Source organism: Rhizobium sp. 57MFTsu3.2, assembly GCF_012932765.1.
Classification (GTDB): domain Bacteria; phylum Pseudomonadota; class Alphaproteobacteria; order Rhizobiales; family Rhizobiaceae; genus Rhizobium; species Rhizobium altiplani.
Genome location: NZ_JDWI01000045.1, coordinates 1 through 13,079, shown reverse-complemented (window position 1 = coordinate 13,079; position 13,079 = coordinate 1). Strand labels below are relative to the sequence as shown.

General features: G+C 60.6%; 11 protein-coding genes and 1 riboswitch. Of the genes, 6 read left to right on the top strand and 5 right to left on the bottom strand.

The features are described from left to right. Positions 1–105: 105 nt before the first annotated feature. Positions 106–1,932 (top strand): ABC transporter ATP-binding protein/permease, encoded by a 1,827-nt coding sequence (locus AF71_RS29170; protein ID WP_026371607.1) that lies wholly within the window; start codon positions 106–108, stop codon positions 1,930–1,932. Positions 1,933–1,936: 4 nt separating this feature from the next. Here AF71_RS29170 and AF71_RS29165 read toward each other — a convergent pair whose 3' ends face one another. The 4 genes from AF71_RS29165 to AF71_RS29150 form a co-directional block, all read right to left on the bottom strand. Next, on the bottom strand, positions 1,937–2,497 hold the full coding sequence (locus AF71_RS29165) for a DUF5666 domain-containing protein (RefSeq protein WP_245267918.1): 561 nt from the start codon (positions 2,495–2,497) through the stop codon (positions 1,937–1,939). Positions 2,498–2,691: 194 nt separating this feature from the next. Further along, entirely contained in the window at positions 2,692–4,518 is a 1,827-nt protein-coding gene (locus AF71_RS29160; protein ID WP_169684188.1) for an ABC-F family ATP-binding cassette domain-containing protein, read from the bottom strand. 3 nt (positions 4,519–4,521) lie between these two features. Continuing rightward, entirely contained in the window at positions 4,522–5,172 is a 651-nt protein-coding gene (locus tag AF71_RS29155) for a thiamine diphosphokinase (RefSeq protein WP_169684187.1), read from the bottom strand. 48 nt (positions 5,173–5,220) lie between these two features. Next, entirely contained in the window at positions 5,221–5,751 is a 531-nt protein-coding gene (locus AF71_RS29150) for a MarR family transcriptional regulator (RefSeq protein ID WP_169684186.1), read from the bottom strand. A gap of 118 nt (positions 5,752–5,869) precedes the next feature. On the opposite strand from AF71_RS29150, the gene AF71_RS29145 reads away from it, so the two are divergent. The 5 genes from AF71_RS29145 to AF71_RS29125 all read left to right on the top strand — a co-directional run bounded on the left by AF71_RS29145 (position 5,870) and on the right by AF71_RS29125 (position 12,779). Next, the gene (locus tag AF71_RS29145; protein ID WP_169684185.1) at positions 5,870–7,402 is read left to right on the top strand and encodes an MDR family MFS transporter; all 1,533 of its coding nucleotides are present in this window, start codon (positions 5,870–5,872) and stop codon (positions 7,400–7,402) included. A gap of 59 nt (positions 7,403–7,461) precedes the next feature. Then, a riboswitch (TPP riboswitch) is annotated at positions 7,462–7,572 on the top strand. A 44-nt stretch (positions 7,573–7,616) separates the two neighbouring features. Next, the gene (gene thiB / locus AF71_RS29140; RefSeq protein WP_113469699.1) at positions 7,617–8,645 is read left to right on the top strand and encodes a thiamine ABC transporter substrate binding subunit; all 1,029 of its coding nucleotides are present in this window, start codon (positions 7,617–7,619) and stop codon (positions 8,643–8,645) included. Then, entirely contained in the window at positions 8,645–10,279 is a 1,635-nt protein-coding gene (gene thiP / locus AF71_RS29135; protein WP_169684196.1) for a thiamine/thiamine pyrophosphate ABC transporter permease ThiP, read from the top strand. The genes thiB and thiP overlap by 1 nt, the downstream gene beginning before the upstream one ends. After that, positions 10,272–10,988: an ATP-binding cassette domain-containing protein gene (locus AF71_RS29130; RefSeq protein ID WP_018855888.1), complete on the top strand. Its 717-nt coding sequence runs from the start codon at positions 10,272–10,274 to the stop codon at positions 10,986–10,988. The genes thiP and AF71_RS29130 overlap by 8 nt, the downstream gene beginning before the upstream one ends. Positions 10,989–11,234: 246 nt before the next feature. Continuing rightward, positions 11,235–12,779, top strand: a complete 1,545-nt coding sequence (locus AF71_RS29125) for a M48 family metalloprotease (protein WP_026371606.1) — start codon at positions 11,235–11,237, stop codon at positions 12,777–12,779. A gap of 130 nt (positions 12,780–12,909) precedes the next feature. Here the strand turns inward: AF71_RS29125 and AF71_RS29120 are convergent. Further along, positions 12,910–13,079, bottom strand: a 170-nt coding sequence (locus tag AF71_RS29120; protein WP_210258431.1) for a transposase, incomplete at its 5' end; no start/stop codon positions are given.

The window sequence follows — 13,079 nt, the reverse complement described above, 5'->3', positions numbered from 1 at the left end:
GGGGTCGATGCGAAGTCACTCACACGTTAAAGGTTGCTAGAATCTGTTGGTGGACACAGCGAATCACCACGTTTATTGAAGTAGAATGACGACTAGGGACGCGTAATGGCAGATGACCTCAAAGGCAGGCCAAGCATTCAAGGGCAGGACAGAGTAGGATACGACCTGAGCCTGGGCTATCGCTTGAGGGTCATGTTCTCGGCTTTCTGGCATTCGCCCGTGCGGGGAAGGGTCTTGGTGATCGCTACTGCGCTGATCGCCATCATTCTTGCGACCGCCTATGCCACCGTCATTCTCAACCAGTGGAACGCGCCATTTTACGACAGCATCGCGCGGCGTGATCTGCCCGGCTTCTTCCATCAGTTGAAGGTCTTCGCGTTGATCGCCGGCATGCTGCTGCTGCTCAACGTCGTGCAGGCCTGGCTCAATCAGATGACCGCGGTCTACATGCGCGAAGGCCTGACGCGTGATCTTGTCAACCAGTGGCTTCAGCGCAAGCGTGCGCTTCGGCTTTCGGCCAGCGGCCTCATCGGCGTCAATCCCGATCAGCGCTTGCACGAAGACGCCCGCAACCTCGCGGAAAGCACCACGAGCCTGATGATCGGGCTGGTGCAGGCGACGATCCTGCTGATCAGTTTCATCGGCGTTCTGTGGGATCTCTCAAGCGGCTTTATCTTCCGTTTCGGCACGCATTCCTTTTCCATTCCGGGCTATATGGTTTGGGCTGCGATCTTTTATGCGGCGTCCGCATCGATTCTCAGCCAACTGGTGGGCCGCAAGCTTGTAAAGCTCAATGCGGATCGTTTCTCGAAGGAAGCAGAGCTTCGCTTCGCGCTGATGCATGCCAACGAGAACATGCCGGCGATTACCGTGGCACGCGGCGAGGAGAATGAGCAGAAACGTATCGACACCGACATCAGTGCGGTGCTTGCCGTCATCAAGCGGGTGGCGATGGCCAACGTCAACCTCACCTGGGTATCGGCCGGCTACGGTTGGCTCGTCGTTGTCATCCCGATCATTGTTGCCGCACCCGCCTACTTCTCCGGCGGCCTGACGTTTGGCCAGCTGATGGTGTCCGTGGGCGCCTTCAACCAGGTCAACACGGCCCTTCGCTGGTATGTCGCGAATTTCGGTCCCATCGCCGAATGGCGCGCCACCCTGATGCGCGTCACCGATTTCCGGCAGGCGCTCACCAGCATGAATGACGAGATCAATATGAAGGGAACGATCAAGTACGAACGGAACCCTTCCGGAAACCTGACGCTGGAGCATGTCCGGATCGCCGCCAAGATCGGTGAGGACATCGACCAGTGCGGTGGTTTCCGCATGCACGAAGGCGCGGTGACGATCAAGGCCGGCGAAAAGGTCATGATCAACGGCGACCACAACGTGAATCGCAAATTGCTCTTCCTTGCGCTTTCCGAGCTTTGGCCGTGCGGCGGCGGCAAGATCGGCTTGCCGCCCACGGACGACATGCTTTTCGTCCCGCAATCGGCCTACATTCCGGGTGGTACCCTTCGCGAAGCATTGGCGTTTCCGGAACCCGTGGACGCCTATCAGAATGCCGATGTCGTTACGGCGCTGGAAAAGGCAGGTCTCCAAAATCTGGTTTCCCGGCTTGATACCCGAGCCCGCTGGGACAAGCTGCTTGACTCAGACGAGCAGCGGGCGATCGGTTTCGCTCGCCTGCTTCTCGTGCGGCCGAAATGGATTGTATTCGACGAAGTGCTGGAGGGCATGGAGCCGGAATGGCAATCGACGATGATGCAGGTCCTCGCTTCCATGCCTGAGGCAACGATGATCTACATCGGTCGGTCAGACACATACGTCGAGACTTTCAAGCCACGCGTTCTGCATCTTGAAGCGCTGCACGCGAAGCCTGAGATGAAGGTCGTGGCAAAGGCGCCGAACGCGCCGGCACCAGCACTCTGATCACTTACATCGGCGGTACGGCGCCGTTTGTGCCGACCGTGACATTCGCCGAGGACACAGTGCCGTCCGCAGCTTTTTCACCCATTACGATCACGCGCGCTCCTGCGACAAGATCCTTCTTTCCCGCAGGCGCGATGGTAACGATGGGTGTATCGTCGGCAATGGATATCGTCTTTTCCTTGCCCTGATAGGTGAGCGTGATGGTGTGGCCGTCGACTGCCTTGACGGCCTTAGCCACGGTTGCGTTGGTCATCGTGCTGTTCGGCTTCAGGTCCCAGGGGCGACTGCCTTCTCCGGTGCCTTTCATGGCTGCTGGAAAGATCAGCACTTCTAGAGCACCATCGCCGCCATCGGCTTTCGGCAACGAGGCGACGCCAACGAAATCCCCTGGCTTGATGTCTTCCACGGAAGCCTTCCTGATGCCGCGGACCTTCCAATCCGGCTTCAATTTTACCGTCTGCTCGGTGCCCTCTCGCGTTTTCACCACCAGCGTGTTGCCGTTCAGGCTTTCGATCGCACCGCGCACGCGTTGCGCCTCCTGGGCAAGCGCGCCGTGTGACGCCATAGTGAGGAAACCCGCGGCCCAGACGAGCCCGGTCAATGCGTTGAGATTGTGTGGCATGATCTGCATCCTTGCCGTCGTACGAACTGCGGCTACGGGGCGCAGCTTAGTCCCGCCGGTCGAAGGCTGACGAATCAATGAAAAGTGAAGCCAGATTGCCCAGCAACAGATGGGGCGGAATGGGAGGGTGTGCTGTCTCAGCCCTCCAACTCCTCCCGCAGCATCTCAAGCTCCAGCCATTCCTCCTCCATCTTCGTCAGGCTGTCGCGGAATTTCTCCATCTCGGCCGCTAGGCGATTGAACGTGGTGGGGTCTTTGCTGAACAGGCTGGGATCTGCCATCCGCTCTTCGCGCTTGGCGATTTCGGCTTCCGCCTTGGCCATTTCCTTCGGAAGATTTTCGAGCGCGAACTTCTGCTTGTAGGAAAGCTTGCCTTTTCCTTTTGCCGTTTCGGCGGAAGCGGCTGCCTCCTGCGGCTTCGCTCGTTCGGCCGCCTTTTCGGCCTTCCGTCGCTCGTCGATAGCGCCCTTTCGTTGTGCCAGCATGTCCGAATAGCCGCCGGCATACTCGATCCAGCGACCGTCAGGTGCATCCGGCACAGCCGGCGCGATTGTCGACGTCACCGTGCGGTCGAGGAAATCGCGGTCGTGGCTGACGAGAATCACGGTGCCGGGGAAGCCGGCGACGATTTCCTGCAGCAGATCCAGCGTCTCGATATCAAGGTCGTTGGTCGGCTCGTCGAGGATCAACAGATTCGCCGGGCGCGACATGATGCGGGCCAGCATCAGCCGTGCGCGCTCGCCGCCTGAAAGGTTCCTGATCGGCGTGCGTGCCTGCTCGGGCTGGAACAGGAACTCCTTCATATAGCCGGTCACGTGCCGCTGCTCGCCGTTGACGAGGAGGTTCTCGCCGCGGCCATCGGTCAGGTAATGGGCGAGCGTCTCTTCCGGATTGAGGTCTTCGCGCTTCTGATCCAGCGTCGCGATTTCCAGATTGGTCCCGAGCTTGACCGTGCCGCTGTCCGGCAAGAGCTGCCCGGTCAGCATCTTCAACAGCGTGGTTTTGCCGGCGCCGTTCGGGCCGACGAGACCGATGCAATCACCGCGATGCACGCGGATGGAAAAGGGAGTGACGATCGGCCGGTCGCCGAAGGTCTTCGTGATCTTCTCGGCTTCGATGACGAGCTTGCCGGACTCCTGCGCATCGGAAACCGTTGCCTGCACGGTGCCCTGCGGACCTTTGTGGCCGCGATACTGAGTACGCATGGTCTGCAGTTCGCCAAGCCGGCGCATGTTGCGCTTGCGCCGGGCCGTGACGCCGTAGCGCAGCCAATGCTCTTCGCGCTCGATCGCCTTGCCGAGCTTGTGCTGCTCGAGCTCTTCCGCCTCCAGAACCTGGTCACGCCAGGCTTCGAAATGGGCAAAACCCCTGTCGAGCCGCCGCGATGCGCCGCGGTCGAGCCAGACTGTTGCCGTTGAAACCTTCTCCAGGAAACGGCGGTCGTGGGAGATCAGGACGAGCGCACTGCGGCTCTTCTGCAGTTCGCCTTCCAGCCATTCGATGGTCGGCAGGTCGAGATGGTTGGTCGGCTCATCGAGGAGCAGGATGTCGGGTTCTGGCGCGAGTACGCGGGCGAGGGCAGCGCGGCGGGCTTCTCCGCCCGAGAGGTTTTGTGGATCTTCCTCACCGGTGAGGCCGAGATGCGAGAGGAGATAGGTGACGCGATAATGATCGTCACCCGGGCCGAGGCCGGCTTCGGCATAGGCCTGCACCGTCTTGAATCCGGTGAAATCGGGAGCCTGTTCGAGATAACGCACGGTCGAGGAGGGGTGGCGGAAGACCTCTCCCGACTGTGCTTCGACGAGACCGGCAGCAATCTTCAGCAACGTCGACTTCCCGGAGCCGTTGCGGCCGACGAGACAGATCTTGTCTCCGGGCTCCACCTGCAGGGCGGCGCCGGCAAGCAATGGCGTGCCGCCGAAGCTGAGAAAGACGTCGTCGAGTTTCAGAATGGGAGGCGCCAAAGATCAGACTCCGGAAAGATCATAGGGGCGGGCGAGCACAATGGCGCGGCCGCTCTCGAGCGAAAAGCGCACTTTGCCTTTCGCGACATTGGAAATGGTGCGTGACGAGCCGAAGGGCAAATGGAAGTCGGCAAGCGGGTAGCGCGCGTTTTCGATTGTCAGGCCGCGAAGTTCGCTGAAGCCAGGCACCGAAAAGAGACTGCCTGGTGGCAGGTCCAGTTCGATTGCGCCTGAAATCAGCGGCACAGCCTCTTCGCTGCCAGACGTCAGAAGTACGTCATAACCCTGCTCCGCCAGGCTGACGGAATAGAGCAGGTGCTGAATGGCATGGTCGGAACGTTCGCCTGCAAGGGCGCCGGCCAAGACGAGGCGTTTCGCGCCGCGGGCGACCGCTTCCGTAACCGCAATCTCGCCGTCGGTTGAGGCTTTGGCAGCGGGATAAGGTTGCCTGGGGACGTCAGGAAAAGCGCCTTCGAGATGCGCCGGCGTGGAATCGAAATCGCCGACCCACAATTCCGGAACGACGCCGAGTGTTGCCGCATGACGCATGCCACCATCGGCGGCTATGAAACGGCTGCCCGAGATGGCATGTCGCAAGCGGTCGGTTATCTGCAACTCGCCGCCAAGCAGAATGGTGAAGGTGGATTGGCTCATGGGCACTGCCCATAGCGCAAACCAGGGGGGAAGGGAAAGGGCCGCCGCTCAGGCTTCGTCAGCGATATCCTTGACGCGAGCCTCAAAAACACTTTCGAAGCCGGAAATGAACTTCTCGAATAGCTCTCCGAACGCCTCGATCTCTTCCGGCTTCCAGTCTTTGACCACTTCGGAAACGAATGCGAGCTTCTGCGCGCGTATTTCCGACAGCAACCTCTGCCCGAGCGGCGTCATCACGACGATGATCCGCCGCGCATCCGCCTGAGATGCCTTTCGCCGCAGAATATTCCGCCCCACCATTTCAGCGACGATGCGGCTTGCGCGCGAGGGGTCGATCCGCATCATCTCGGCAATCGTCCCAACCGTTACGTCGCCAGCCTCATGTGCACGCCGCACAGTGTCCAGCACGTCGAGGTGTGACAGCTCGAGGCCCGGTGCGACACTTTGGATCGCGAGCCGACCGATCAGTCTCCGCCCGGTCATGAGACGCATACGGGTCATGCTTTGCCCAATGCGCAGGATGTCCGGCTCATGCGTCTCGGCGTCAGTCTCGGTCGGATTCGTCAAGCTCTCGTTCATTGCGGTAACATAGCATCTCAGGCGTCAATTGAGAATATGCCAATGTCAATCAAGTGACGTTGACAAATATATGCTAACAGCACATAAATGGCCACTCTCCAATTTGGAACGACGCTTCATGGATACTCAAATTGCCGCAGCGCCGCTTGTGACGGATCACCGCCGGCGGTTCATCCTCTTCCTTTTCCTGATGGCAGCCATGTTCATGGCGACACTCGACAACCAGATCGTTGCAACGGCTTTGCCGACAATCGTCGGCGAGTTCGGCCACCTCGAGCGGTTCAGCTGGGTCGGCTCCGCCTATCTTCTCGCCGTGAGCGCGGTGATGCCGCTTTACGGCAAGCTCGGTGACCTCTTCGGCCGCAAGTATGTGATGATGGCCGCGATCATGATTTTCACGGTCGGTTCCGCCGTTTGCGGACTGGCGGTATCCATGAACACGCTGATTGCGGCCCGCGTGCTGCAGGGGCTTGGCGGCGGCGGCATCATGGTGTCGATCTTCGCCGTCAACGCAGACCTCTTCGAACCGCGCGAACGGGCGCGTTACCAGAGCTATTCCAGCCTCGTTCTGATGGCGTCGGGCGCTATCGGACCCGTCCTTGGCGGGGCAATGAGCGATCTCTTCGGCTGGCGCTCGATTTTCCTCGTCAATGTTCCGATCGGTTTCGTCGTCCTTGTCGGTCTGGCCTTGATGCTGCCCTATCGGAAGCCCAACCGCCGTCCGAAGATCGATTACGCCGGCGCCCTGCTGCTCGCCTTGACGACGGCTAGCATCGTTCTTGCCGCCGATGGCTCTCAGGTTTTCGGCTCGCTTGTTGCTCCTCAAAGCCTGGCGATCATGGCGCTCGGTGTAGCGGCGGCGATCGGTTGGATCTTCGTCGAGCGTCGCGCCGCCGAGCCGATCGTTCCCCTGTCACTGTTTCGCAATTCGACGTTCAGCCTGTTGCTGATCATGTCGATCATGAGCGGTGCGATCGGCATCGGCATGGTCAATTATTTCGCGTTGTACCTGCAGACGACGACCGGCCTCTCGCCGTCGGCGGCCGGAGCGTTCTTCATTCTTCTGACTGGCGGCATCGTCTGCGGGTCGCTGTCGGCCGGTCGCATCATCTCCATCACCGGGCGCTACAAGCCCTTCGCGATCGCAAGCCTGACCTGCAGTGCCATCGCGTTTGCGCTGCTCACTCAGGTTCATGTCGGAACACCGGTCATGGTGATCGGAGCGGTGATGGCTCTCCACGGTTTTGGCGTCGGCCTTGCACAGCAGGTCCCGGTCATCGGCGTCCAGAATGCCGCTCCGGCGCGCGACGTCGGCGCCGCAACGGGATCGGTGACGCTGTCGCGCATGGGCGGCGCATCGATCGCCATCTCCGTTTATGGCGCGATCATCGGCTCGCAGCTCGGCAAGACCGGACTCTCCATTCCCGGCGTGACCGATATCGAGCAACTGACGCCAAGGATGCTGGCGGCGTTGCCGGAACAGGCGCGTCAAGCCGTCGCCGACGCCTATGCCAGCGCGTTCACGCCGCTTTTCATGGCATCCTGCGCGATCGCTCTCATCGGCCTTTGTGCCGCCTTGATGCTGAAACCGACGCAGTTGCCCCGCGTGGTAGAGGTGCGGCCGGCGGCAAGGGCCGAAGCCGCCGAGTAAATGCCGATGGCGGCCTAAGGCCGCCTCTTGCAAGACGCCAAGCGTGGCGATACATCTCAAGCGCTCTAACGGGGTGCCCGTGCCATAAGGCGCGCGGCTGAGAGGCTGAAAGCCAACCCGCGGAACCTGATCCGGCTAACACCGGCGGAGGGATTAGACGCGTGACATCTGGCACCGCCCTTTTCCCCTTCAAGCAAACCAGAGGAGAGGTGCCATGTTCAAATTCAAATTCCCGAGCCGTTCGTTGCTTGCCACGATCTTCATCGCGACTACCGGCCTGGCCGGCGCCGGTGCACAGGCGGCAGGCAAGACGCTTACCGTCTACACCTATGAAAGCTTCACATCCGAATGGGGTCCGGGGCCGAAGGTCAAGGAAGCATTCGAGAAGACCTGCGGCTGCAACGTCAGTTTCGTCAGCGTGGCGGATGGTGTGGCACTGCTGTCGCGTCTTAAGCTCGAAGGCGCCGGCACGAAGGCAGATGTCGTGCTTGGCCTGGATACCAACCTGACCACGGAAGCGAAGGCGACCGGCCTGTTCGATGCGAGCGGCATCGATGTCGGCGGGCTCAAGGTGCCGGGCGGCTACAAGGACGATGTATTCGTGCCGTACGACTATGGCCACTTCGCTGTCATCTACGACACGCAGACGATCAAGAACCCTCCGCAAAGCATGAAGGATCTGGTCGAAGGCGACCCTTCGCAGAAGATCGTCATCGAGGACCCACGCACCTCGACGCCCGGGCTCGGTCTCCTGTTGTGGGTAAAATCCGTCTACGGCGACAAGGCGCCGGAGGCCTGGGCAAAACTCAAGAAGCGGGTGTTGACGGTAACGCCCGGTTGGTCAGAGGCCTATGGGCTGTTCACCAAGGGGGAAGCACCGATGGTGCTTTCCTACACGACGTCGCCTGCCTATCACATGGTCGCGGAGAATACGGACCGCTACCAGGCGGCTGCATTTTCAGAAGGCCATTACATACAGATCGAAGTGGCCGGACTGCTGAAAAATGCGCCCGACAAGGAGCTTGCGCGCGATTTCCTGAAATTCATGGTGACGCCGGGCTTCCAGGACACCATTCCGACCAACAACTGGATGATGCCGGTTTCGGCGACATCGCAGCCGTTGCCGGATGCGTTCGGCAAGCTCGTGAATCCGTCAAAGACCTTTCTGATGAGCTCGGATGAAGTTGCCGAGAATCGCAAAGCCTGGATCGACGAGTGGCTGGCTGCCATGAGCATGAACTGATGCTCTTGACCAAGGCCGAGATGCGACGGGCGATGCTCGGCGGGGCTGCGAGCCTCGCCGGCATTATCGCTTTCGTCGGCCTTGCGGTCCTTGCCTTGCTTCTCTCGAGCGGTGGTTCGTCGATTCTTGCGACCGTGTTTGAACCGTACATCCTGCGGATATTGCGTTTCACGCTGTTGCAGGCCGTGCTCTCCACCGCGCTCTCCATCGTTTTTGCCATTCCGGTCGCGCAAGCCCTGGCGCGTCAACGGCATTTCCCCGGCCGTATCTGGATTATCAGGCTGATGGCCGTGCCGATGGGGCTTCCTGTTCTGATCGGGGCGCTCGGATTGATCGGTATCTGGGGGCGGCAGGGCATCATGAACTCGGCGCTGCTTAAGTTCGGCCTGGCGGAACCGGTCAGCATATACGGGCTCTCGGGGATCCTGCTGGCGCATGTCTTCTTCAACATGCCTCTGGCGGCGCGCCTGATGCTGGCCGCACTGGAGCGCGTCCCATCGGAATACTGGCTGATGGCGAGTGGCTTGGGCATGCGCCCCCTATCGACTTTTCGCTTCATCGAATGGCCGGTCCTGCGTTCGGTCATCCCCGGTATCGCCGGCCTAATCTTCATGCTGTGCGCCACTAGCTTCACGCTTGTGCTGACATTGGGCGGAGGCCCTGCGGCAACGACGGTCGAGGTTGCCATCTACCAGTCCCTGCGCTTCGATTTCGACCCTGGCCGGGCTGTTACGCTTTCCCTGCTTCAGATCGTACTTACATCAATGATCCTCGGAGCCCTGTCGCTTCTTCCCGCTCCAAAGGATGAGGGGATGACAGTTGGCAAGCCCGTCAGGCGTCCGGATGGGCGACTGCCGGGCGCGCGGCTTGTGGATGGTGGCGTCCTGCTGCTTGCCACGCTGTTTCTAGCGCTCCCTTTAATGTCCGTGGTCCTGGCCGGCCTGCGGTCCGATCTGATGAAGCTCTTGCGCGAGCCCATCTTCTGGCAATCGGCTGCGACCAGTCTGGCTATCTCGATTTCGGCGTCTGCTCTCGCTTTGCTGATTTCGATGACGTTGGTGAGCGCGCGCCGCACGGCGCTTCTCCGGGGTTCAGGGGCCTTCGGCAGGAGGTTTCTTTTTGCCGCCATGGGCGGCGCGTCGTCGCTGGTGTTGCTCGTGCCGACAATCGTCCTTGCGACCGGTTGGTTCATTGCCTTGAGAAATCTCGGTAACGCGAGCGCCGTCGCTCCGGTGCTGATTGTCGCCATCAACGCGTTGATGTCGCTGCCCTTTGTGATGCGCGTCCTTGAACCGGCTTTCATCGTCCACAAGCATCGGACGCAGAAGCTTGCGGCGAGCCTCGGTGTCACAGGTTGGGCACGTCTGCGCCTCATCGACACGCCGGCTCTGTTCAAGCCGATGCTTACGGCATTTTCGTTCGCGATGGCGCTGTCGCTCGGCGATCTGGGCGCGGTTGCGCTGTTCGGTTCGGACAGCTTCGTCACCCTGCCATGGCTCGTCTATAGCCGCATGAGCAGCTATCGGACGAACGATGCCGATGGGCTGGCGTTGATCCTTGGTGTCGTTTGCCTGTTGCTCACGATCGCCGGTACGATGGGCCCAGCGCGCCGAGAGGTTGCCGTCCATGGTTGATCCTGAGTTCGCGATCGAGATGCAGCAGGTCGGTCTTCAGCTCGGCAATCAGAATTTTCAGTTTGATTGCCGGCTTCCCACCGGTGCCGTGATTGCCGTGACGGGGACGTCCGGGGCCGGCAAGTCAACCTTCCTCAATCTGCTTGCCGGCTTCGACACGGCTCTCAAGGGGCGGATCCTGATCGCCGGAAAAGATGTGACCGAGGTTTACCCGGCGCAGCGGCCGGTCTCCCTGGTCTTCCAGGACAACAATCTGTTCGCGCACCTCGATATCTTTACCAACATCGGCCTTGGCATTAGCCCGTCGTTGAAACTCACGACCGCAGATTGCCGAACCATCTCGTCTTCGCTTGAAAAGGTGGGGCTCGCCGGTTTCGAGCGGCGGATGCCAGGGACGCTCTCCGGCGGGGAACGGCAGCGGGTAGCCTTTGCACGCGCGCTTGTTCGCAACCGGCCGGTGCTGCTGCTGGACGAGCCCTTCGCGGCCCTCGACCCCGGTCTGCGAAACGGAATGGCGGCGCTGCTGCTCGACATGCATCGTGAAACCGGCAATACCGTCGTCGTCGTCTCGCACGATCCGGACGAGGTCAAACGCATCGCAGACTTCGGTCTTTTCCTTGAAGACGGCAGGATTGTCGTGGCGGCTCCAATTGACGAATTTCTGGGCCGAGCGGACCATCCAGGATTGACTCAATTTCTCCGCAGTTGACGAATCTGGCAGTCGCAACGGCACTTTCGCCATAATTTGAGGCGACCGAGGAAACTCAAAGCACGTTAGGCTTGCTAAAATACAACGGCGCCACATTTACTTAGAGTCTCGCTATGCAACCGATGCGGAAATCAGTTACAGCAAAGACTTGTGTCCCCGATTGTGCAGTGCAAGAGCGGGGACGGACGCCTGTTGAATCACGATGAGACCGGCCGGGTCGCGGAAGCGGACCGGTTGACACGCAAGATGACTTGGAGAGCCAGACTGGACAGTATGCCGACGTGGAAATTCCCCGCGCCTTCCAGTGATGTGCTCTCGTCTGCGTGCCGTCTGGTGCGACGAGCCTCGGTCGTCTGTGCGACGAGCATGGCGCTGTACGGTTGTCAGTCCATTCTCGAGCAGTCCTATCAGCCAAGCGTTGCGCCGTCCTCCAATCCGCAGATCGTCGATGAAGTCCAGAAGAACGATCCGCGCGCGGCCATGGGTGCGCGCGAACATCCGCGCATCGTTGCGAGCTATGGAGGCGAGTACAAGGACGCAAAGACCGAGCGCCTGGTCGCCCGGATCACGGGCGCGCTGACAGCCGTCTCCGAGAACCCGAGCCAGTCCTATCGCATCACCATCCTGAACTCCCCGGCTATCAACGCATTCGCTCTGCCGGGCGGTTATCTCTATGTGACACGCGGTCTGCTGGCGCTCGCCAACGATGCATCCGAGGTCGCTGCCGTTCTCTCGCATGAGATGGGCCACGTTACGGCAAACCACGGCATCGAACGGCAGAAGCGCGAGGAGGCGGAAGTCATTGCCAGCCGCGTCGTTGCCGAGGTGCTGTCGAGCGATATTGCCGGCAAGCAGGCTCTGGCGCGCGGCAAGCTCCGATTGGCTGCTTTCTCGCGGCAGCAGGAATTGCAGGCCGACGTGATCGGCGTCCGTATGCTTGGTGAAGCAGGCTATGATCCCTATGCCGCTGCGCGGTTCCTGGACTCCATGGCCGCCTATAGTCGTTTCATGTCGGTCGATCCTGAGGCGGATCAGAGCCTCGACTTCCTCTCCAGCCACCCGAACTCTGCGCAGCGCATCGAACTCGCGCGCGATCATGCACGTGCCTTCGGCCAGGAAGGCAAGGTTGGCGATACGGGCAGGGACTATTATCTCGATGGGATCGATGGCCTGCTCTACGGCGACAGCCCGGAGGAAGGCTATGTCCGCGGCCAGACCTTCCTGCATGGCGGGCTTGGCATTCGCTTCGACGTACCTCCCGATTTCAAGATCGACAACAAGGTCGAGGCGGTTATGGCGACCGGTCCGGGCGACATCGCAATCCGCTTCGATGGTGTTGCCGATAACCAGAACCAAAGCCTGACCAACTATATCTCGAGCGGCTGGGTTACCGGTCTCGATCCGTCGACCATTCAGCAGATCACGGTCAACGGTATGGAGGCCGCAACGGCACGCGCGAGTGCAGATCGTTGGGATTTCGACGTCACGGTGATCCGCAACAATGCGCAGATTTTCCGGTTCCTGACGGCCGTCCCGAAGGGAAGCCCGGTCTTGCAGCAGACGGCCGACGTCTTGCGGGCAAGCTTCCGCCGCATGACCCCGGATGAAACGGCTTCCCTGAAGCCTCTGCGGGTCCGGGTCGTCAAGGTACGGCCGGGCGAGAACATCACGACGCTTGCTTCGCGGATGATGGGCACGGATCGAAAGCTCGATCTCTTCAAGCTTATCAATGCCCTGCCGACCGGCGCCGCTGTCTCTCCCGGCGACCGCGTCAAGATTATTGCAGAATAAAAAGAGGCCCGGTTTTCACCGGGCCACAGACTGCTGACAAACCCGTCGATATTTTCGGCGGGTTTGTTTTTTGGACGTTGGTTGTTTTAGTTGGGTTCTGAGGCGGGGCGAAGTTGGCGGCCTCTGGCCCTCATGCNATGGCTGGTCTGGGTGGCTTGGTGAGCGCCATGGCGATCTTCTTGATGTTTTGGGCGGCTGCAGCCAGCAGGCACTGGCATGCGACGCGGGTGAGACTTCGAAAGCGGGCATAGCGATGCCCGTGAAGCTGCTTGGCATCGGCAAACGAGCGCTCGACCGTCT

Coding starts and splice junctions, on each gene's coding strand:
- AF71_RS29170 (WP_026371607.1), top strand. CDS start 106: ATGGCAGATGACCTCAAAGGCAGGCCAAGCATTCAAGGGCAGGACAGA.
- AF71_RS29165 (WP_245267918.1), bottom strand. CDS start 2,497: ATGGCGTCACACGGCGCGCTTGCCCAGGAGGCGCAACGCGTGCGCGGT.
- AF71_RS29155 (WP_169684187.1), bottom strand. CDS start 5,172: ATGAGCCAATCCACCTTCACCATTCTGCTTGGCGGCGAGTTGCAGATA.
- AF71_RS29150 (WP_169684186.1), bottom strand. CDS start 5,751: ATGAACGAGAGCTTGACGAATCCGACCGAGACTGACGCCGAGACGCAT.
- AF71_RS29145 (WP_169684185.1), top strand. CDS start 5,870: ATGGATACTCAAATTGCCGCAGCGCCGCTTGTGACGGATCACCGCCGG.
- thiB (WP_113469699.1), top strand. CDS start 7,617: ATGTTCAAATTCAAATTCCCGAGCCGTTCGTTGCTTGCCACGATCTTC.
- thiP (WP_169684196.1), top strand. CDS start 8,645: ATGCTCTTGACCAAGGCCGAGATGCGACGGGCGATGCTCGGCGGGGCT.
- AF71_RS29130 (WP_018855888.1), top strand. CDS start 10,272: ATGGTTGATCCTGAGTTCGCGATCGAGATGCAGCAGGTCGGTCTTCAG.
- AF71_RS29125 (WP_026371606.1), top strand. CDS start 11,235: ATGACTTGGAGAGCCAGACTGGACAGTATGCCGACGTGGAAATTCCCC.